General features: G+C 60.9%; 16 protein-coding genes. 12 read left to right on the top strand and 4 right to left on the bottom strand.

The window, feature by feature from the left end; genetic code table 11:
• The coding region (locus RLEG4DRAFT_RS15265) for a BID domain-containing protein (RefSeq protein WP_003577898.1) at positions 1 to 681 on the top strand (681 nt) is incomplete at its 5' end.
• Positions 682 to 961: 280 nt separating this feature from the next.
• Here RLEG4DRAFT_RS15265 and RLEG4DRAFT_RS15260 read toward each other — a convergent pair.
• A complete protein-coding gene (locus tag RLEG4DRAFT_RS15260; protein ID WP_003577896.1) occupies positions 962 to 1,867 on the bottom strand; it encodes a sensor domain-containing diguanylate cyclase in 906 nt (301 codons plus the stop codon).
• Between the two features lie 404 nt (positions 1,868 to 2,271).
• Between RLEG4DRAFT_RS15260 and RLEG4DRAFT_RS15255 the strand changes: the two genes are divergently transcribed.
• From RLEG4DRAFT_RS15255 to RLEG4DRAFT_RS15210, 10 genes are all read left to right on the top strand, one after another.
• Complete coding sequence (locus RLEG4DRAFT_RS15255) at positions 2,272 to 2,631, top strand: hypothetical protein (protein ID WP_003577894.1); 360 nt, start codon at positions 2,272 to 2,274, stop codon at positions 2,629 to 2,631.
• Positions 2,632 to 2,767: 136 nt separating this feature from the next.
• The gene (locus RLEG4DRAFT_RS15250) at positions 2,768 to 3,439 is read left to right on the top strand and encodes a CBS domain-containing protein (protein ID WP_003577892.1); all 672 of its coding nucleotides are present in this window, start codon (positions 2,768 to 2,770) and stop codon (positions 3,437 to 3,439) included.
• An 86-nt stretch (positions 3,440 to 3,525) separates the two neighbouring features.
• Positions 3,526 to 5,988 carry a phosphoketolase family protein gene (locus RLEG4DRAFT_RS15245; protein ID WP_003577891.1) on the top strand — a complete coding sequence of 821 codons (2,463 nt, stop codon included), beginning with the start codon at positions 3,526 to 3,528 and terminating at the stop codon, positions 5,986 to 5,988.
• A gap of 199 nt (positions 5,989 to 6,187) precedes the next feature.
• Positions 6,188 to 7,507, top strand: a complete 1,320-nt coding sequence (locus tag RLEG4DRAFT_RS15240) for a glucoamylase family protein (protein ID WP_003577888.1) — start codon at positions 6,188 to 6,190, stop codon at positions 7,505 to 7,507.
• Between the two features lie 323 nt (positions 7,508 to 7,830).
• Complete coding sequence (locus RLEG4DRAFT_RS15235; protein WP_003577887.1) at positions 7,831 to 10,080, top strand: DUF3141 domain-containing protein; 2,250 nt, start codon at positions 7,831 to 7,833, stop codon at positions 10,078 to 10,080.
• Between the two features lie 16 nt (positions 10,081 to 10,096).
• Complete coding sequence (locus RLEG4DRAFT_RS15230) at positions 10,097 to 11,062, top strand: phosphate acetyltransferase (RefSeq protein WP_003577884.1); 966 nt, start codon at positions 10,097 to 10,099, stop codon at positions 11,060 to 11,062.
• Between the two features lie 3 nt (positions 11,063 to 11,065).
• Positions 11,066 to 12,238 carry an acetate/propionate family kinase gene (locus RLEG4DRAFT_RS15225; protein ID WP_003577883.1) on the top strand — a complete coding sequence of 391 codons (1,173 nt, stop codon included), beginning with the start codon at positions 11,066 to 11,068 and terminating at the stop codon, positions 12,236 to 12,238.
• Positions 12,239 to 12,269: 31 nt separating this feature from the next.
• A complete protein-coding gene (gene fabI, locus RLEG4DRAFT_RS15220; protein WP_088941456.1) occupies positions 12,270 to 13,055 on the top strand; it encodes an enoyl-ACP reductase FabI in 786 nt (261 codons plus the stop codon).
• A gap of 306 nt (positions 13,056 to 13,361) precedes the next feature.
• On the top strand, positions 13,362 to 14,435 hold the full coding sequence (locus tag RLEG4DRAFT_RS15215) for a tartrate dehydrogenase (protein ID WP_003577879.1): 1,074 nt from the start codon (positions 13,362 to 13,364) through the stop codon (positions 14,433 to 14,435).
• 173 nt (positions 14,436 to 14,608) lie between these two features.
• A complete protein-coding gene (locus RLEG4DRAFT_RS15210; RefSeq protein ID WP_003577877.1) occupies positions 14,609 to 15,085 on the top strand; it encodes an Lrp/AsnC family transcriptional regulator in 477 nt (158 codons plus the stop codon).
• A 207-nt stretch (positions 15,086 to 15,292) separates the two neighbouring features.
• On the opposite strand, the gene RLEG4DRAFT_RS15205 is transcribed toward RLEG4DRAFT_RS15210, so the two are convergent.
• On the bottom strand, positions 15,293 to 16,669 hold the full coding sequence (locus RLEG4DRAFT_RS15205; RefSeq protein ID WP_003577875.1) for an aspartate aminotransferase family protein: 1,377 nt from the start codon (positions 16,667 to 16,669) through the stop codon (positions 15,293 to 15,295).
• 13 nt (positions 16,670 to 16,682) lie between these two features.
• On the bottom strand, positions 16,683 to 17,516 hold the full coding sequence (locus tag RLEG4DRAFT_RS15200; RefSeq protein ID WP_003577874.1) for a GNAT family N-acetyltransferase: 834 nt from the start codon (positions 17,514 to 17,516) through the stop codon (positions 16,683 to 16,685).
• Positions 17,517 to 17,925: 409 nt separating this feature from the next.
• Here RLEG4DRAFT_RS15200 and RLEG4DRAFT_RS15195 point away from each other — a divergent pair, with 409 nt between their 5' ends.
• Positions 17,926 to 18,594 carry a haloacid dehalogenase type II gene (locus RLEG4DRAFT_RS15195; protein ID WP_003577873.1) on the top strand — a complete coding sequence of 223 codons (669 nt, stop codon included), beginning with the start codon at positions 17,926 to 17,928 and terminating at the stop codon, positions 18,592 to 18,594.
• Between the two features lie 315 nt (positions 18,595 to 18,909).
• Here RLEG4DRAFT_RS15195 and RLEG4DRAFT_RS15190 read toward each other — a convergent pair whose 3' ends face one another.
• Complete coding sequence (locus tag RLEG4DRAFT_RS15190) at positions 18,910 to 20,367, bottom strand: NAD-dependent succinate-semialdehyde dehydrogenase (RefSeq protein WP_003577872.1); 1,458 nt, start codon at positions 20,365 to 20,367, stop codon at positions 18,910 to 18,912.
• Positions 20,368 to 20,409: the final 42 nt, after the last annotated feature.

Genomic DNA, 20,409 nt, shown 5'->3' with positions numbered 1-20,409 from the left:
TATCACCAGCAGCGTGCGGCACTGGCGAATACTGCAAGGACGATCTGGCGCGATCCGGCCGGGGCCGTCAGCATGATCGAGGAGCTGATCCTGAAAGGTTTTGCTGCCGATCGCATCGCCGCCGCGGTGTCCAATGATCCAGCCGCTTACGGTGCACTGCGCGGTTCCGACCGCCTGATGGATAAGATGCTGGCCTCTGGCCGGGAGCGGAAAGAGGCGGCGCAGGCGGTGCCGGAAGCCGCCGTCCGGCTGCGCTCGCTCGGGTCGTCCTATGTCAATCTGGTCGATGCAGAACGACGGAGCATTACGGCAGAGCGGCAGCGCATGGCGGTTGCCATTCCCGGCCTGTCGAGAGCGGCAGAGGAAGCTCTCGCGCAACGGGTGGCGCAGCGAAAGAATGGTCGCAAGCTGAATATCTCGGCTGCACCTCTCGATGCAAACATCCGTCGGGAGTTTGCTGATGTCAGCAAGGCACTCGACCAGCGCTTCGGGCGCAATGCCATCATCCGCGGTGACAAGGAGCTCATCAATCACGTGTCGCCGGCGCAGCGTGGGGCCTTTGCGGCGATGCAGGAGAGGCTGAAGGTCCTGCAGCAGACGGTTCGCCATGAAAGCAGTGAGGAGATTATTGCGGAACGGCGCCAGCGGGCGGTCAGCCGTGGGCGCGGCGTCACATACTGACAGTTCTGAGTAAACAGAAGGGGAGACCATGGCCGAACAGGAAATCTCATACGAGGCGATCGTCACGATGCGCCTCCAGAGACCTGAAAGCAGTTGTGTAATGTTATAACATATTGCATAGTATGTATTATGGAACTTGCTGTTGAGCTGTCGCTGAGGCAATCGCGCAGGGCGTCCGGAAACACGGATACCAGAAGGAAGCGTTCGATGCGCATCTCTTTGGCTGCAACGACGACCAGTTCAAGCTATCCGCCTTTCTCGGTGGTCGATATTTTCTCAGTTAGGCGACGATCCTTAACCGATCTCGACCGCTCTGTTTTGCATGGTAAAGCGCCTCGTCCGCCCGGGCGTATAATTCGCGTGCCGTCTCGCCCGGGTGCAACTCGGCCAGCCCAGCCGAGCAGGTATAAGAGAAAGTGGGCGCTGAGCAGATGGGCCGTGCGCCTCGGACTGCCTTAAGGATCCGGTCGACGATCAGTTCGCCTTGCCCGAGCGTCGTATCGGGCAAGATCAACATGAATTCTTCACCGCCGATACGCCCAAAACTGTCGCGGCGGCGAACCAGCGGCTGGACGCGGCGTGCAAAATCGATGAGCACGCCGTCGCCGGCTTGGTGTCCGTATACGTCGTTTATGCGTTTGAAATAATCCAGATCCATGATGCAGGCGCAACCGCTGACCGATTGCGCCGATGCCTGGCGCACAACCATGCTCTCGAGTGCTGCCATCATGAAACGGCGGTTGGAGATGCTGGTCAGTTCGTCCGTCTGCGAAGCCCGCAACGCAAAATCACGATCTTGCCTCAAGTCACGCTCGCTCGTCTTCATAGGCGTAATGTCGCTTGCGATGCATAGCATCCATCCGTCACTTTGGACGGTCTCGGTCATCCAGAACCATCTTCCGTCGGCCACATCGGTTTCGAAGGCACGGAACGGGAGTTTGCCACGCCGGGACTGTGCCGAGACCAGCCATGTCTCGAAGTCGGCGGCCTTGATGACCGTGCCCTTTCCCGCCTTCGTATTTCGCCGCATCAGATCGCCCCATAAGGGCGTTTCCTCAGCTTCCAAGACGTAGGTGGAGCGAAAGGCCGCGTTTGCATAGCGCAATCGATCATCCTGATCGTAAAGCGCAATCAGGACTGCGCTCTCCTCACTCAAACCCGCGAGTCGCTCCGATATCTTGGTCATCCGACTGTTCCAGGCATTTCAAAACAACGATAGAATCAGATTATGTTAGCAAAACCTAAAGAGATGATGGATGCTCGGCCGCTATCGCAATATTCTTTTGCCGCGGCAACCAAACAAGCCTTACGTGTCAGCATTGCGGCAAGTCCTCGTCCAGGCTGACACGTGCCGCAACATGGGGGCTCGCAAGCGAAACTCACCGGCCTGGAAGTGGTTATCATGGGTCGCGCCGCCCACCTCGGCTTGGCCGGCGAGGTTCCTGCCCTTCCTCGGTCGTGCTTTCGCGGCACTCGCTCCCCGGACGGCGGCGTGCCAGTCATCAATAAATGCCGCCTCAATTGATCCAACTCAATGCAAATGGTGATGCGATCTGACTAGGCTCATGAAGTTTGGTCGGGAGGCACAGCATGCGTAAAATAGCTATCTCGTTGTTACTGGGGTTCTCCACCATCGTTTCGGCCTGGCCAGTCCAGTCGCAGGAAACCAGGCGTGAATACCGGAGGATGAACTGGAACGAAAGCCTTCCCGAGACAATACGGACGTACAAGGGAAAGCGCCTCACCGTTGTGAGCTATCGAACTGCTGAATTTTCGGAGACCGGTTCCCATCCACGGCAGGGGAGCGAGGAGCACGTAAAGGCAATTCGAGATGCCGCACGGGCGAACAAATCGCTCGTCGCTCAACTGAAACAGAAGAAGCTCTCGCCCAACGACATCGAATGGGCGGTGAAAGCACGAAACGGGAATTTGATCATTTACGTCAAGTAGGGTTCCAGGTGAGGGTTTCATCGTTGAGCCGCACACGATGGCCGAGCAACAGGTTGCTGCGCGGACGCGATGAATCGAGTTCGCCTTGGCCAATAGGCACAGCCCGCCGGGCAGATATAGCCGGAGTTGGATCGACATGCTCGTCAAAGACGTAATGACGACAACGATCGTCACAGTCTCGCCTGACAATAGCGTTCGGCAAGCAGCCAAGCTGATGGCCGACCGGCAGGTCAGCGGAATTCCTGTCGTTGACGATGACGGGCGCCTGATAGGTCTCATCAGCGAAGGCGATCTGATCCGTCGAACAGAACTGTCAAGCGGCGCGTTCCTGTTGAAGGCCGAGATGGGACTTGGCCCTGACGAAAGGGCGAATGCTTTTGTAAAGCGATGCGCATGGAGAGTGGGTGACGTCATGACACCTAATCCGGTGACGATCTTCGAAGATGCTCCCCTCTCCCGTGTCGCCGGGCTCATGCAAGAGCATGGCATCAAGCGCATTCCGGTTCTGCGGGCCGGCAAACTTGTCGGCATCGTCAGTCGCGCCGACCTCCTGCAGGTCATTTACTTGGCCAAACCAGACAACACGGCAACCGGCGACGAAGCCATTCGGCGTAGCATTCTTGTCCGGCTCGCTGAAAACACGGGGCTGGAATGCTTGGATGTGTCGGTGACGGTCACTGACGGGATCGTGCATTTTTGGGGAAAAGTCGAGACAGAAGCCTGCCGAAAAGCCGCGCGCGTTCTGGCAGAGCGGGTTCACGGTGTTCTGGGCGTAGTTGAGCATTTTCCCGACCCTCCTCCCCGGTAGTGCCGCAGCAACGGCATGCGATTGCACCGACCTCGATGAAAACAGCCCGCCGCGATTGAGCAATGTCATTTTGATTGGAGACGCAGATGGCTTCACCTGAAACGGCAGTGATGAAAAGAACCGCCCCGGCAGCGTCGTATGGAAAAGCACCGCTGTCGTCCGAAGAACTCCGCCTCATGGATGCCTACTGGAGGGCATCGAACTATCTGTCGGTTGGGCAGATCTATCTGCTCGACAATCCCCTGCTCAAAAAACCTCTCGCACGCGCGCATATCAAGCCGCGGCTGCTCGGCCATTGGGGAACCTCGCCTGGCCTCAACATGCTCTATGTGCACCTCAATCGGGTGATCAAGCGAGACGATCTCAACATGATCTATGTGATCGGCCCTGGCCACGGCGGACCGTCGCTTGTTGCGCATGCCTATCTGGAGGGAACCTACAGCGAGTTCTACCCGAATATCGGCCAGGATGAAGAGGGAATGAAGCGACTGTTCAAGCAGTTCAGCTTTCCCGGCGGCATCCCGAGCCACGTTGCTCCCGAAACACCCGGAAGCATCCATGAAGGTGGTGAGCTCGGTTATGCGCTCAGCCACGCCTATGGCGCAGCCTTCGACAACTCCGATCTGATCGTCGCCTGTGTCGTCGGTGACGGGGAAGCCGAAACTGGCCCGCTCGCCACAGGATGGCATGGCAACAAGTTTCTCAATCCCGCCCGTGACGGATGCGTTTTGCCGATCCTGCATCTCAATGGCTACAAAATCGCCAATCCCTGCTTCCTCGCCCGTATTCCCAAGGAGGAATTGGCAAAGTTCTTCGAGGGCATGGGGTATGCGCCCCTCTTTGTCGAGGGCCATGAGCCCGACCAGGTGCAGCAACAGCTTGCCGCAGCCATGGATACGGCCGTCGCGACGATCAAGAAGATCTGGGCGGAGGCGCGGGACAAGAGGAATGTCCGCCGTCCGGCTTGGCCGATGATCGTCTTCCGCACACCGAAGGGCTGGACTTGCCCTTCCGAAATCGATGGCAAGAAATGCGAGGATTATTGGCGCTCGCACCAGGTTCCGATGGGCGATATGGACAAGCCGGAACATATCAAGGTGCTGCAACAATGGATGAAGACCTACAGACCCGAAGAGCTTTTCGACGGCGATGGCAGGTTGAGACCTGAACTCGCCTCGCTGGCACCGACGGGGCATCGCCGGATGAGCGACAATCCGCACGCAAACGGCGGTCTGTTGTTGCGCGATCTGAAGATGCCGGATTTCCGCGACTATGCCGTCTCGGTGCCAAAGCCCGGCTCGGTGAACGCAGAATCGGCCCGCCTGATGGGCAAGTTCCTGCGTGACGTGATGAAGCAGAACCTCCGCAACAGCAACTTTCGCCTGTTCAGCCCCGACGAGAACAACTCCAACCGCTGGCAGGACGTGCTGGATGTGACGGATCGCTGCTATATGTCCGAGATCTACCCCGAGGACGATCACCTTTCGCCCGACGGACGGATCATGGAGGTCCTAAGCGAGCATCAATGCCAGGGCTGGCTCGAAGGTTATCTGTTGACCGGGCGTCACGGTTTCTTCTCCTGCTACGAGGCGTTCATTCACATCATCGACTCGATGTTCAATCAGCACGCCAAGTGGCTGAAAGTCTGTAACCACATTCCCTGGCGGCGGCCGATCGCCTCTCTGAACTACTTCCTGAGTTCGCATGTCTGGAGACAGGATCACAATGGGTTTTCTCATCAGGATCCGGGCTTCCTCGACCATGTGATCAACAAGAAGGCGGAGGTCATCCGGGTCTATCTCCCGCCGGATGCCAATACGCTCCTGTCGGTTACCGATCACTGCCTGCGCAGCCGTAACTACGTGAACGTCGTGGTGGCCGGCAAGCAGCCGGCACCGCAATGGCTCACGATGGACGAGGCCATCAAACACTGCACCGAAGGTCTCGGCATCTGGGAATGGGCGAGCAATGACCGCGGCTCGGAGCCGGATGTGGTCATGGCATGCTGTGGCGATGTGCCGACCCTGGAGACGCTCGCCGCCGTCCAGTTGATCCGTGAGCACCTTCCTGAATTGAAGGTGCGCGTCATCAATGTCGTCAATCTGATGAAGCTGCAGCCTTCGAGCGAACATCCTCACGGGCTTTCGGATCCAGATTTCGACGCGCTCTTCACCAAGGACAAGCCGATCATCTTCGCATTCCACGGATATCCCTGGTTGATCCACCGGCTGACTTATCGGCGGACCAACCATAAAAATCTGCATGTCCGCGGCTACAAGGAAGAAGGAACGACCACGACGCCATTCGACATGGTCGTTTTGAACCAGCTCGATCGCTTTCATCTCGTTGAAGACGTCATCGATCGGCTGCCGCAGCTCGGCGCACGTGCGGCCTATTTCAAGCAGGCCATCCGGGGAAGGCTGATCGAGCACCGTCAATATATCGAAACGCACGGTGATGATATGCCTGAGATCAGCGGCTGGACATGGGGCGTCAAGAGCGCGGCAAAGGTGAAGGCAGCGACCTCCACAGAGGGGGACAATGCCTGAAGGGGACAGTGCCTAAAGCGCGTCGCACCAAACTTGGATTCATGCGGCGCGCCTTGGCTCTTTGTATTTATGCATGCCGTTATTCCGGGCGACATGCATGAGACGAGGCGTTGCGCGCTGACGCTCATTCCGGCCGGCGTCCGACCAAGGCCGCCTCCGGGTGCTCGACGAAACCACCAATCTCCACGGTTAGCCTATCATGTCGGAGTTACTGTCCACCGATCCCGAACTGAACCGAATGCCGACCGGAGAGGATCTCGGTCGCCTTCAGTTCACGACATTGCTCTACTATCTGCAATGCACGAATCCGGACAACGGATTGGTTCGCGACAAGACACAGGCGGGCGCACCGGCGAGCATTGCTGCGGTCGGCATGGCGCTTGCTACCATTCCCGTCGTCGTTGAGCGCGGCATCGTCATTCGCGAGTTTGCCGCCAAGATCGCCCGGCGCAGATTGGAGTTTCTGATGTCCTGCCACCAGGGGCCGGAACCGGATGCATCCGGCTACAAGGGCTTCTTCTACCACTTCCTGGACATCGAGACGGGCCGACGGGTCTGGCAGTGCGAATTGTCGACGATCGACTCTGCCTTCCTCTTCGCCGGCGCCTTGACCGTCGCGGCTTATTTCGATGCGGACACTGAAGACGAGGCGAAGGTTCGCGCACTTGCCAAATCGCTCTACGAGCGTGCGGACTGGAATTGGGCACGCGACAATCACGCGACGCTTACTCACGGCTGGCGGCCGGAAAGCGGCTTCATTCCCTATCGGTGGCGCGGCTATGACGAGGGCCTGCTTCTCTATATTCTCGGATTGGGCTCACCGACCTACCCGCTGCCGCCGGAAAGCTTCACGGCCTATACGCAGAGCTACGAATGGCGGAATATCTTCGGTCGCGAACTGCTCTATTCAGGCCCGCTCTTTACCCATCAGCTCTCGCATATGTGGATCGATTTCCGCGAGATCCGCGATCATTTCATGCGCGAGCATGACAGCGATTATTTTCGCAACAGCCGGCATGCCACGTTCGTCCAACAGGAATATGCCATCCGCAATCCGCTGAACTTCAAAGGTTATGGCGAATATTGCTGGGGGTTCACGGCAAGTGACGGCCCCGGTTGGATGAAGCGGACCATAGACGGGATGGACAGGGAATTCTTCGACTATGTTGCGCGAGGCGCACCCTATGGGCCGGATGACGGGACCGTATCTCCATGGGTGGTGGTGGGTTCGCTGCCATTCGCTCCGGAGATCGTTATCCCGACCGTGCGAAACTTTGCTCGAATGCAGCTCGGCATGACACGGCTTTACGGCTTCAAACCATCGTTCAATCAAACATACACGATGGACGACGAGGCCGAGGGGTGGTGGGTGAGCCCCTACCACTTCGGCATCGACCAGGGGCCGGTGGTCCTGATGATCGAAAACTATCGAACTGGCCTGCTGTGGAACATCATGCGCCGGTGCGAACCGGTCGTTGTCGGACTAAGACGGGCGGGATTTTCGGGCGGCTGGCTATGATAGCCCTCGAACCTGCCGCAACCCGACAGGCCCATCGTCATGCCCAGCGATAACGTCTCCGGGCCACTGAGTGCCAAGACGGATCCCCACTGCTCAGTCAAGCACCATTCCGGGTGCCAATCCGTAAGTATCGGCGATGGACAGACCCTGTGTAACCTACCGTAAGATACGTTGGTGCGCTGGCGCACGCCGCCTATGCTGCAAGTGCTAAGAAGGCGATTGGCATAATCCCGCAATGCGTCGAGAGAGCACGAGGATCAAGAATTTCACCCAGCATTCAGTCTTAGAGCTCCCGCCAGGAGCGGTGAGCCAGGAGGTTTGGCATGTGGTTCCCTTCCTATTTCTCCAAGCATGATCTCGCCAGCCAGTTCGGCCCTGCTGGCTTCGCCTTCGACTATCTGAGAGATGCGGGCCAGCGCAGCGTGCTCTTCTGGGACGTGATGCGAAAACGCGGCAATCAGTATCGCATCAATGCCGAAGCGCCCGCACCACACGTGCTGAGCTTCACGCCGGAAGTGCTGCTCGATGGGCGCACGCTGGAGCGGCCGGTCAACTATGCGCTGGTGCGCATCGTCCCGCCCGCGGGCATTAAGATCGACGAGACGCGCCGACCCTTCGTCGTGGTCGATCCACGCGCCGGCCACGGGCCGGGCATAGGCGGCTTCAAGGCCGATAGCGAGATCGGCGTGGCGCTTGCCGCCGGCCACCCCTGCTATTTCATCGGCTTCCTGCCGGAGCCGGTGGAAGGCCAGACGATTGAGGATATTGCGCGGGCCGAAGCGATCTTCCTGGAAAAGGTGATTGCGCTGCATCCGGGAGCCGATGCCAAGCCATGCGTGATCGGTAATTGTCAAGCCGGCTGGGCCGTGATGATGCTCGCCGCCATGCGGCCCGAGCTTTTCGGCTCGATCATCATCGCCGGCGCGCCGCTTTCCTATTGGGCCGGCGAACGCGGCAAATATCCGATGCGCTATGCGGGCGGCTTGCTTGGCGGCACGTGGCTGACGTCGCTGATCGCAGACCTCGGCCACGGCAAGTTCGACGGCGCCTGGCTGGTGCAGAATTTCGAGAACCAGAACCCCGCCAATACGCTCTGGAGCAAGCAGTATAATCTCTATTCCAGGATCGACACGGAAGCGCCGCGTTACCTCGGCTTCGAGCAATGGTGGGGAAATCACGTCAATCTGAACGCCGAGGAGATCCAGTTCATCGTCGACGAGCTTTTCGTCGGCAACAATCTCTCTGCCGGGCGCATAGAAACCTCAAAGGGCGAAGCGATCGATCTCCGGAACATCCGCGCGCCGATCGTGGTCTTCTGCTCCAAGGGCGATAATATTACCCCGCCTGGCCAGGCGCTCGGCTGGATTGCCGAACTCTATGACAGCGTCAACGAGATACGCTCGCATGGCCAGGCGATTGTCTACACGGTGCACGAAGAGGTCGGCCATCTCGGCATTTTCGTCTCCGCCAGCGTCGCCCGCAAGGAGCATGGCGAATTCTCCAGCAATATCGACCTGATCGACGCGCTGCCGCCCGGCCTCTACGAAGCGACATTCGAGCCGAAGACCGATGCGACCGTCGGCGGCGATCTCGTCGAGGGCGACTGGATCATGCGCTGCGAGGAAAGGACGCTGGACGACATACGCGCGCTTGGCTGCAACAATGCCGCCGATGACAGGCGCTTTGCGGCGGCGGCCAAGGTCTCCGAGATCAACCTCTCGCTGTACCGCACCTTCGCCCAGCCCTTCATCCGCGCCATGATGCCGGAACAGGCGGCCGAAGGAATGCGTCGGCTGCATCCGCTGCGCCTGCAATATGAACTCGTCTCCGATCTCAATCCGCTGATGGCGCCGATCGCCGACCTTGCCGTCAAGGTGGAGGAAGAGCGCCGTCCGGTCGCCGGCGACAATCCGTTCCTGGCTCTGGAACAGCTCGTCTCGCGCCAGATCGTTGCCGGGCTCGACGCCTGGCGCGAAGGCATCGAGGCCATGAGCGAGGCGACCTTCCTCACCGTCTTTGGTTCGCCCTTCCTTCAGGCGGCCGTCGGCATCGATCCATCGAGCGCGAAGCCGCACCGGCGGGCGAGCAAGACTGCGCTGCATGCCCAGACGCTCAAAGCGCGGATTGGCGAGTTGCGAGCCCAAATAGACAAGGGCGGCCTGCAGGAAGGTTTCGCCCGCAGCCTGCTCCATGTCGCCATGGCCCATGGGGCCGCCGACGAACGCGGCTTTGCTGCCATCCGCCGGATGCGCCGCGCCGAAGACGGAATGCCGGCCATGACGCTTGCCGAATTCAAGGCGCTGATCCGCGACCAGTTCCTGATGCTCGTCATCGACGAGAAGGCGGCCGTCGAGGCGATCCCGCATCTGCTGCCCGCAGACGAGGACGCCCGTCGTCATGCGCTAACCTCGCTGCGTCAGGTGCTTACCGCCCGCGGCGCGCTGACAGGCGAAGCAGAGAAGCGCTTTCAGACGATCGTCGGCCTCTTCGGCGTCTCGGAAGTGCCGCCGCTCGCCGGCCCGGCATCAGCGGAGGCGCCCACGCAGCTGAAGGCCGTCAGACGCGCAAAATAACAGGGAGCACAGACCGATGAAGGATTGGGAAAACTCCGGGGAAACCGGGCGGCACCAGAAATATGAGCGGCTGATCGCAAGAGCAAGGCAGGCTCCTGAAATGACGATGGTCGTTGCCCATCCTTGCGACGAGTCATCCTTGCGCGGCGCAGTCGAGGCGGCCGAAATGGGCCTGGCGCGCCCGGTCCTCGTTGGCCCCGCGCAAAAGATGCGCACCGTCGCAACGGCGCATAGTATCGATATCTCGCCTTTCGAGCTGGTGGATTCACCTCATAGCGATGCAGCGGCCGTCAAAGCCGTCGAGATCATCCGCGAAGGCCGCGCCGATCTCCTGATGAAAGGCAGCCTGCACACGGATGAGCTGATGCGAGCCGTGACCTCGTCGGCGACGGGCCTGCGGACGGCGCGGCGTATCAGCCATGTCTTCGTCATGGACGTACCGAATTATGCCGAAACGCTCTTCATCACTGATGCTGCGATCAACATTGCTCCCGATCTCGATGTCAAACGGGATATCATCCAGAATGCCATCGACCTTTTCACCGCAATCGGCCTCGGCACGCCGCGCGTCGCGATCCTCTCGGCGGTCGAAACGGTGACCTCCAAAATCCCCTCGACGATCGAGGCGGCGGCGCTTTGCAAGATGGCCGAGCGCGGCCAGATTACCGGCGGCATTCTCGACGGCCCGCTCGCCTTCGACAATGCGATCGATCCGGAAGCGGCGCGGATCAAGGGCATCCAGTCGCCGGTGGCAGGCCGGGCGCAGATCCTCGTGGTTCCCAATCTGGAGGCCGGCAACATGCTGGCGAAAAACCTGACCTTCCTGGCACGGGCCGATGCCGCCGGTCTCGTACTTGGTGCATGGGTGCCGATCATCCTGACATCGCGCGCCGACAGCGTGCGCGCCCGCCTCGCCTCTTGTGCAGTCGGCGTGCTTTTCGCCGAAGCCCGCCGCGCGACGGCGCCGATACAAGGGGGCTGATCCATGGACACCATCCTCGTTATCAATGCCGGCTCCTCCAGCCTGAAATTTGAACTCTTCGCCTCAGCAGGCGGGCTGCGGCGGCTCGTCAAAGGCAAGGTTGAGGGCATCGGCACTGCCCCGCACCTGGCGATCAAGAGTGCCAGCGGCGACCGGCTGACCGACGAAACCTATCCGCATGAGACCGTACCCGACCTGCCGGCGGCGATGCGTCTCGTCGGCCAATGGCTGCGCGAGCGGCACGAGGGCGAAATGGTCGCCGTCGGCCACCGCGTCGTCCATGGCGGCCCTGACCATATGCACCCGGTCCGCGTCGACCAGAACGTCCTGCGCCAACTGGAGCGCTACACGCCGCTCGCTCCGCTGCACCAGCCGAACAATCTCGCGCCCATCCGGGTGCTGCTCGAACACCAACCCCAGCTCGCCCAGATCGCCTGTTTCGACACCGCCTTCCATCGCGGCCACGACCCGATGACAGACCACTATGCCATTCCCGCCCATTATTTCGCCGAGGGCGTGCGGCGCTATGGTTTTCACGGCCTCTCCTACGAATATATCGCGGGACGGCTCGCCGAGATCGCCCCCGATATCGGTCGTGGCCGGGTCATCGTCGCCCATCTCGGAAGCGGCGCCTCCCTCTGTGCGCTGAAGGATGGCAAAAGCATCGAGAGCACATTGGGCTTCACCGCTCTCGATGGCCTGCCAATGGGCACGCGCTGCGGCCAGATCGACCCCGGCGTGCTCCTCTACCTGCTCCTGCAGGGGGGTATGACGGCAGCTGAATTGCAGGACCTGCTCTACAAGGAATCCGGCCTCAAGGGCCTCTCCGGCATCAGCAACGACGTGCGCGACCTGCTCACCAGCGAAGCGCCGGGTGCCGCGCTCGCTCTCGATCATTTCGTTCATCGCATCGGTCTTAATGCGGGCTCGCTTGCGGCCGCCCTCGGCGGGCTTGACGCCTTTGTCTTCACTGCCGGCGTCGGGGAGAATTCGCCTGTCATGCGCGAACGCATCAGCCGAAAGCTCGCTTGGCTCGCCGCCACGCTCGATCCCACACGAAACGCAGCCGGCGAATTGCTGATCTCGACAGACCGAAGCAAGGTCGCGATCTATTGCGTGCCGACCGACGAGGAGCTGATGATCGCGCGGCACACATCCGCACTGATCGCCCCATGACGGGCAAATCTTTCGACCAGAGATGGAGCTGATGATGATCCCCGAAGTGAAGGCTAAACTTCTTGAAGGCAAGCGCGGCCTGGTGGTCGGCATCGCCAACGACCAGTCGATCGCCTGGGGCTGCGCCAGAGCCTTCCGCGCGCTCGGCGCCGAACTCGCCGTCACCTATCTGAACGACAAGGCCAGACCCCATGTCGAGCCGCTTGCCGACGCGCTGGAGGCACCGATCTTCCTGCCCCTCGATGTCTCCGTCCCCGGCCAGCTGGAGGCGGTGTTCGACAGCATCATGGAATATTGGGGCGAGCTCGATTTCGTCGTCCATTCGATCGCCTTTTCGCCCAAGGAGACGCTGCAGGGTCGCGTCGTCGACGTGCCGCGCGACGGCTTCCTGAAGACGATGGAGATTTCCTGCTGGTCCTTCATCCGCATGGCCCATCTCGCTGAACCGCTGATGAAACGCGGCGGCACACTCTTCACCATGACCTATTACGGCAGCCAGATGGTGGTGAAGAACTACAACATCATGGGCGTCGCCAAGGCCGCGCTGGAAAGCACCGTCCGCTATCTCGCCGCCGAACTCGGCCCCCAAGGGATCCGCGTCCACGCCATCTCCCCCGGCCCGCTTGCGACACGCGCCGCCTCCGGCATCCCGGAATTCGACGCGTTGCTGAACAAGGCCCAGGAAACCGCGCCGAGCCGCAGCCTCGTGTCGATCGACGATGTCGGTATGGCAACCGCCTTCCTGGCGCATGACGCGGCCAGGCTAATTACGGGCGATACGATCTATATCGACGGCGGCTATCACATTATCGATTAGCCGGACTAGATTGCCTTTTTGAAGAGAATTGTTTCAAATTCGATCGAGGAACGCCATAGAATGCCATTTTAGGCAGACAAACCCTAGCTAGCAGTTGTCAGGCTTGCCCGATAAGGTTCCAGAGGCCAGATCCCGTCACCACCTGGGCGTCAGCGCTCGTTTTGTCAGACAAAGCCCGCAGTATCTCAATGTTGACCGCGCGAACTGTCCTGCCGATTTGGGCTAAATCATCCAGTTCCAGCCGTCAGGAGCAGCGCGTGGCCCCACCGGGTCGGACTGCGAGGAAGCCGTTACTGGAGAAGATCAATGCGTGAATACTCTATCGCGGCTATTCCTGCAGACGGTATCGGACCGGAGGTCATTGCCGCGGGGCGAACGGTGCTCGCCAGTCTGGAGAAGCGTCTCGGCGATGTGAGGTTTGCCATCGAACACTTCGACTGGGGTTCCGACTACTACAAGAAGCACGGCGTGATGATGCCGTCCGACGGGCTTGAGCAGTTGAAGAAATTCGACGCAATCTATTTCGGCGCCGTCGGGGCGCCGGATGTTCCCGATCACATCACCCTCTGGGGGCTGAGACTGCCGATCTGCCAGGGCTTCGACCAATATGCCAACGTTCGGCCGACCAAAATCCTTCCGGGCATTACCCCTCCGCTGCGCAACTGTGGCGTCGGCGATCTCGACTGGGTGATCGTCCGGGAGAATTCCGAAGGCGAATATTCCGGCCATGGCGGCCGCGCCCATCGTGGCCTGCCCGAAGAAGTCGGAACCGAGGTCGCGATCTTCACGCGCGTCGGCGTCACCCGCATCATGCGCTACGCCTTCAAACTGGCGCAGGCGCGGCCGCGCAAATTGCTGACGGTGGTGACGAAATCGAATGCCCAGCGGCACGGCATGGTCATGTGGGACGAGATCGCCGTCGAGGTGGCCGCAGAGTTCCCGGATGTCACCTGGGACAAGATGCTGGTCGACGCCATGACGGTGCGGATGACGCTGAAACCGCAGAGCCTCGACACGATCGTCGCGACCAACCTGCATGCCGACATCCTCTCCGACCTTGCCGGTGCGCTCGCCGGCAGCATCGGGGTCGCGCCGACCGCGAATATCGATCCGCAGCGCCGGTTTCCCTCGATGTTCGAACCGATCCATGGCTCGGCCTTCGACATCACCGGCAAGGGCATCGCCAATCCCGTCGCGGCCTTCTGGACCGCCGCGCAGATGCTCGACCATCTCGGCGAGCAGGAGGCCTCGGCCCGTCTCATGCGGGCCGTCGAAGCGGTGACAGGCGCGGGCATCCTCACCCCCGACGTCGGCGGCACCGCCACGACCAAAGAAGTCACGGACGCGGTCTGCGACGCGCTCCATTCCTCCAATGTCTAGAACACTCGTCGCCGGTGGGCAGCATAAAATGCTGTTGAAGGTCCGATCGCATCCTGTTCGTCCCTCCCGGAGCCCGAGAAACGCGATCGACTCGCGCCTTCAATGTGCTAGTGTTGAGAGGTGGCGGCACAATATGCTGCGACGCTGGCAGGTTCGACAGGCGGAGTGGAGCGATGAAACTCGACCGGATCGATATAAAAATTCTGCATGAGTTGCAGAAGAATGGCCGTGTCACCAATGTTGAGCTCGCCGAGCTCGTCAACCTGTCGCCGAGCCCCTGCCTGATGCGGGTGAAGAAGCTGCAGTCGGAAGGCTATATCGAGGGTTATTCCGCACAGATCAATGTCGCCAAACTCGGCCAGACGCTGACCGTCTTTACTGAGATCACCCTGAAAAACCACCGGCAGATCGATTTCGCCCGGTTCCTGACGACAGTGGAGAAGATCGACCAGGTAATCGAATGCCATCTGGTCTCCGGCGGCTACGACTATCTGTTGAAATTCGTGACGGCCGGGATCGGCGAATACCAGACGATCATGGAGCGGCTCTCCGATATGGAGATCGGCATCGACAAATATTTCAGCTTCGTCGTCCTGAAGTCGCCCATCGTCAAATCGCACATGCCATTGACGAGCCTGTTTCCGCTTTAGTCCGATTGTCGACCCGCCCGCGGGAGAGCACTAGGCCAGAATGCCCGCGTGGCAATGGCCTTGCGCCACATGTTATTCTCCCGATCAAAACAGGGGTGCTGCTTGCGCCGGGCGATCGATTGAGCCCCCTTGGGGTCGCACCAGCTCCACGAGGTGGTGGGGCACGACTTTGTTATAGAGTTGCCAAGGATCCGCAGCCGGCCGCGGTCAGCCCTTCATGGCCGCGCGTATATCGGGGTCGGCCAAGGTGTCATCCAGCGTTTTGCGCGTGCGCTCGATGATGGCGTCGATATCGGCGTCGGTGCAGCAGAGCGGCGGCGCATAGCCGAGGACGCCGTTGGCGAAGGCACGGATGACAAGGCCGTTTTCCCAGGCGCGGTCGAAAATCCGGCGCGCCGGTTCGGCGACGGCCGGCAACGGCGTCTTCTTTTCCTTGTCGACGACCAGCTCGACGGCGGCCAGCATGCCGCGACCGCGCACGTCGCCGACGAGCGGATGGTCCTTGAGGCTTTCAAGCCCTTGCATCAGCCGTGCGCCGGCCTTGCGGCCGTTCGCCAGCAGACCGGTTTCGTAAAGGTTCAGCACTTCAAGGCCGACGGCGGCGCTGACGGGATGGGCCGAATAGGTATAGCCGTGACCGACGGCTGCGCCACCGGCGCCATCGGCGATGGTCTCGTAAACGTGGTCGGTCATGAAGACCGCGCCCATCGGCACATAGCCGGAGGTCAGGCCCTTCGCCGTGGTGATGAAGTCCGGAACGATCTCGTCCTCTTCGCACGCAAAGAGCGGGCCGGTGCGGCCGAAGGCGGTAATCACTTCATCGGCGACAAAGAGGATTCCGAGCTCGCTGCAGAGCGCGCGCATCGCCTTCATCCAGCCCTTCGGCGGCACCAGCACGCCGCCCGAACCCTGGATGGGTTCGGCATAAAAGGCGGCGACACGTTCGGGGCCGATCTCTTCGACCTTGCGCCGCAGCGCTGCCAGGGAGGCGTTGATGATGGCCTGCGGATCCTGACCGACCGGGTTGCGATAGGCGTAGTGGGAGAGGATTTTGTGCTGCCAGTCGAAGGGAATGCCGAAGCCGGCGTGGAACAATGGAAGCGCCGTCAGTCCTGCCCCGACGGTCGATGAACCGTGATAGCCTTGTTCGATGGAGATGAACTGGTCGCGCTGCGGCTGGCCGCGGGCGATCCAGTAATAGCGGATGAACCGGATCGTGCTGTCGACGGCATCTGATCCGCCGAGAGTGAAGTAGACATGGTTGAGATCGCCCGGCGCCCGTTCGGCCAATGCCGCGGCAAGCCGAATCGCCGGTTCCGACCCGAGGCCGAAATAGGTGGTCGCATAGGGCAGTTCGCGCATCTGCCGGGCTGCAGCCTCGACGATCGAATCATGGCCGTAACCGGCATTGACGCACCACAGGCCGGCAAAGCCATCGACCAGCTGTTTGCCCGAAGCATCGGTCACCGTCGCCCCCTTGGCGGAAGCGAGCACACGCACGCCGAGCTTTTCGTGATTGCGGTAGGAGGCGACAGGGTGGACGAGGTGGGCGCGGTCGAGTTCGACAAGAGAATTGCTGTACATGTTGCTCTCCGGATCAGCCGAGTGCCTGGTTAGCGAGGGCGAAGATTGTAGTGCCGGATTCGGCGCTGGGAATTGATGGCTTCATCATCGCGATGCCGCTGCCGACATGGGCGAAGCCCTGTTCGGCCAGCCAGTCGGACAGGCCTGATGCAGCGGTGGTGTCGACCCTGAGGAACACGCCGGGCCGCACGGCGATGAAATGCGCAATCAGCGCTTTGGCGTCTTCCAGGTTGCTGGCAATGACGGGGCCGATGACCTCACCCCGGCCGAAAGTGCGAAGGACCGCAAAACCGCTGACGCGTCCGTTGCTGCGGACCACGGCGAGTTCACCGACCTTGGCGAGATAGGCAATCAAATCGGCGCGATCGGCGCGGAATGCCTGTCGATCGAGTTCGATCACAGCGGAGAGATCGGTCATGGTGGCGGCTGACGTTGTCATCGGCGCGGCCACTTTTGCTGCGATGCCCTGGTGCTGCAGAATCCGGCCGGTCTGGCGAAAGCCGAGCTTCTCGTAGAGGGGAAGGCCCTCGGCGGTCGCCACAAGCCGGAGCGGGCGATCGCCGGCGAGCTCTATTGCGGCATGCATAAGCTTGCGCCCAAGACCGCGGCCGCGCATGGCTTCATCGACGATGACCATGTTGATCGTGGCGCAGTCTTGCTTGTAGGGGGTAACGAGTACGGTGCCGACCACCCGGTCGCCCTCGATAGCGACGACGCCTTCGCTCAAGGCACGGGCCATCTCCCAGTCTTCAGGTCGATGGGGCCAGCCCGCCTGCCGCGACAGCTCAAGGGCGGCACCCAGGTGTTCGCTGCCGAAAGCGGCAAAGTCGATCTGGCTTGTCTGCATGACACTTCCTTCGTTTCCTATGTGGAAGTGTGAAGGAGTGCGGCTTGGCTAATCGTCTGAAGGCTATGTCCTGTGCAGTATCTTATCGTTTTCCCTTTGTCGCCCGCCGCATCTTATGCTGGCATGTGGGCGCCACCGGGCGGATCGCGAGCAACACGGCTCCACGCGGGCACGCCGGCTGAGGCAGTGTGAGGAGCGATCAAAACAGAGGAGCAGAGCATGGGGTGACCCAGCCTTCGTTCTCTCTTGCAGCACCCGCCAGCGGGCGGGGCATCCACAACCATCTGCCAAAGCCGCCTTTCGATACGAAATAATCTGCTTCGATAGCCGCCACATTCGGGCGAGCCGGGGGGCGGGTCGCGTCTATCATAATTTTCGATGCACCGACCACTCTCCAAAGGATATGCCCATGACCCTCTTGCGTCCGAAATACATCACCTTCGACTGCTACGGCACGCTGACCAACTTCCAGATGGCGGAGGCGGCGCGCGACCTTTACGGCAACCAGCTCGACGAGCCGCGCATGGCCGAGTTCGTCCGCAACTTCGCCGCCTATCGCCTCGACGAGGTACTGGGCGACTGGAAGCCCTATGCCGAGGTCGTTCACAATTCGCTGGAGCGTAGCTGCAAGCGCAATGGCGTCAAGTTCAACGACGAAGACGCCCGGATGGTCTATGAACGGGTGCCAACCTGGGGTCCGCATGCGGATGTACCGGCTGGCCTTGCGAAGGTCGCCAAGGAGATCCCGCTGGTGATCCTGTCGAACGCGATGAATTCGCAGATCATGTCGAATGTCGAAAAGCTCGGCGCCCCGTTCCATGCAGTCTACACGGCCGAACAGGCGCAGGCCTACAAGCCGCGTCTGCAGGCCTTTGAATATATGTTCGACATGCTCGGCTGCGCCCCCGAAGATGTTGTGCACTGCTCCTCCTCGTTCCGCTATGACCTTATGTCGGCCAACGATATCGGCATCAAAAACAAGGTGTGGGTGAACCGCCGCCATGAACCCGCCAACCCGTTCTATGGCTATGTCGAGATTGCCGACATTTCCGGCCTGCCGGGCGTTTTCGGTCTCTGAGCCGAACGAGCAAAGCGCGGGCGTGTACGTCCGCGCTTTTTTTTTGAAGTGGCCGGCCGTGCTCGCGATCGGCAAATCAATTCGTGGCCGTAGCGCCCCGCAATGTAATCCCCTCCCCCGTCGGCCTCAAGCCTGCCTAAGAGCGTCTCTGACCAAGCAAACTCTCCGGAGACGTAAAGCTCGAGGGGGGCGGCCTGCAGCCGGATCGACCGTAAGCGAAGATTGCCAAGATCCGTGTGCCGCGATGGCTGTGAAAAAAAATGGCGCACGCGTGTGCGCCATATCGCTGGTTCTCATTTCGTCGTGGCGTCAGGCTCAGCTCAGCCCGCCGATGTGGAAGCTCTTCATCTCGAGATATTCCTCGATGCCAACCTGCGCTCCCTCACGGCCCAGGCCGGACTGCTTGACGCCGCCAAAGGGGGCGACTTCGGTCGAGATCGCGCCGGTATTAAGTCCGATCATGCCGAACTCCAGGGCTTCGCCGACGCGCCAGGAACGCTTCAGATTTTCTGTGTAGAAATACGCAGCCAGACCAAAAGGCGTGCCGTTGGCAATTGCGATCGCCTCGTCTTCCGTGTCGAAGCGGAAGAGCGGAGCCACCGGACCGAAGGTTTCTTCGCTGGCAAGCAGCATGTCGGTCGTTGCGCCGGTCAGCACCATCGGCGCGGCATATTGCGAGCCTTCCGCCACGGAGCTGCCGCGAGCGGCGATCCTGGCGCCTCGGGTCAGAGCGTCGTCGACATGTCGGTTGATCTTCTCGATCGCCGCCATGTTGATCATCGGGCCGATGACGTTGCCCGGCTCCGTGCCGGGGCCGACCTTCATGGCGTTGACGCGGGCGCAGAGCTTTTCGGCGAAGGCATCATAGACGCCGGCCTGCACCAGGATGCGGTTGGCGCAGACGCAGGTCTGGCCGCCGTTGCGGAACTTGGACAGGATTGCGCCCTCGACCGCGAGATCGAGATCGGCGTCGTCGAAGACGATGAACGGCGCATTGCCGCCGAGTTCGAGGGAGAGCCGCTTGATGCTGTCGGCGGCGCCCCGCATCAGAAGCGAGCCGATCCGGGTCGAGCCGGTGAAGGAGATCTTACGCACCGTCGCATTCGCCATGAACTCGTTGCCGATTTCCGTGGGCATGCCGGTGACGATGTTGATCACGCCTGCCGGAATACCGGCGCGCTCGGCAAGGATACCCATGGCGAGCGCCGAATAGGGAGTGAACTCCGAAGGCTTGACGACAACCGTACAGCCGGCCGCCAGGGCGGGCGCCACCTTTCGGGTAATCATGGCGATCGGGAAATTCCAGGGCGTAACGATTGCGCAGACGCCGACCGCTTCCTTGAGCACGACGATGCGGCGATCCGGCGTCGGCGAGGGAATGGTATGGCCGCCGATACGGCGGGCTTCTTCGGCAAACCACTTGACGAAGGAAGCACCATAACGGATTTCGGCGCGCGATTCATCGAGAGGCTTGCCCTGTTCAAGCGTGATGAGCAGCGCCAGATCCTCGAGATTTTCGATCATCAGCGAATACCAGCGCTCGAGCAGAACCGCACGCTCGGCATGCGTCCTCTTCTTCCATAGGGTGAAAGCGGCCTGAGCTGCGTCGATCGCCGCGCGGGTCTCGGCAGTTCCCATATCCGGAACGGTGCCGAGGTTTGCCTGGGTGGCGGGATTGACGACGTTCACCGTCTTGCCCGACGCTGCCCTCGACCAGATCCCGTCGATCAACCCGGCCTGCTGGAAAAGGTCTTTGTCTTTCAACTCAGGCATAGTCGTCTTCCTCTCTGACCATCCGTCGCTGGCTGCGAGAGC

The sequence above is a fragment of the Rhizobium leguminosarum bv. trifolii WSM2297 genome, from assembly GCF_000271845.1.
The sequence above is the reverse complement of the archived record's forward strand: the minus strand, read 5'-3'. Positions and strand labels throughout refer to the sequence as shown.

Excerpts from the sequence above, each read along its gene's own strand:
- RLEG4DRAFT_RS15225 (WP_003577883.1), top strand. The coding sequence starts at position 11,066 with ATGGACACCATCCTCGTTATCAATGCCGGCTCCTCCAGCCTGAAATTT.
- RLEG4DRAFT_RS15235 (WP_003577887.1), top strand. The coding sequence starts at position 7,831 with ATGTGGTTCCCTTCCTATTTCTCCAAGCATGATCTCGCCAGCCAGTTC.
- RLEG4DRAFT_RS15245 (WP_003577891.1), top strand. The coding sequence starts at position 3,526 with ATGGCTTCACCTGAAACGGCAGTGATGAAAAGAACCGCCCCGGCAGCG.
- RLEG4DRAFT_RS15190 (WP_003577872.1), bottom strand. The coding sequence starts at position 20,367 with ATGCCTGAGTTGAAAGACAAAGACCTTTTCCAGCAGGCCGGGTTGATC.
- RLEG4DRAFT_RS15210 (WP_003577877.1), top strand. The coding sequence starts at position 14,609 with ATGAAACTCGACCGGATCGATATAAAAATTCTGCATGAGTTGCAGAAG.
- RLEG4DRAFT_RS15205 (WP_003577875.1), bottom strand. The coding sequence starts at position 16,669 with ATGTACAGCAATTCTCTTGTCGAACTCGACCGCGCCCACCTCGTCCAC.
- RLEG4DRAFT_RS15250 (WP_003577892.1), top strand. The coding sequence starts at position 2,768 with ATGCTCGTCAAAGACGTAATGACGACAACGATCGTCACAGTCTCGCCT.
- RLEG4DRAFT_RS15230 (WP_003577884.1), top strand. The coding sequence starts at position 10,097 with ATGAAGGATTGGGAAAACTCCGGGGAAACCGGGCGGCACCAGAAATAT.
- RLEG4DRAFT_RS15200 (WP_003577874.1), bottom strand. The coding sequence starts at position 17,516 with ATGCAGACAAGCCAGATCGACTTTGCCGCTTTCGGCAGCGAACACCTG.
- RLEG4DRAFT_RS15215 (WP_003577879.1), top strand. The coding sequence starts at position 13,362 with ATGCGTGAATACTCTATCGCGGCTATTCCTGCAGACGGTATCGGACCG.
- RLEG4DRAFT_RS15255 (WP_003577894.1), top strand. The coding sequence starts at position 2,272 with ATGCGTAAAATAGCTATCTCGTTGTTACTGGGGTTCTCCACCATCGTT.
- RLEG4DRAFT_RS15260 (WP_003577896.1), bottom strand. The coding sequence starts at position 1,867 with ATGACCAAGATATCGGAGCGACTCGCGGGTTTGAGTGAGGAGAGCGCA.
- RLEG4DRAFT_RS15240 (WP_003577888.1), top strand. The coding sequence starts at position 6,188 with ATGTCGGAGTTACTGTCCACCGATCCCGAACTGAACCGAATGCCGACC.
- fabI (WP_088941456.1), top strand. The coding sequence starts at position 12,270 with ATGATGATCCCCGAAGTGAAGGCTAAACTTCTTGAAGGCAAGCGCGGC.
- RLEG4DRAFT_RS15195 (WP_003577873.1), top strand. The coding sequence starts at position 17,926 with ATGACCCTCTTGCGTCCGAAATACATCACCTTCGACTGCTACGGCACG.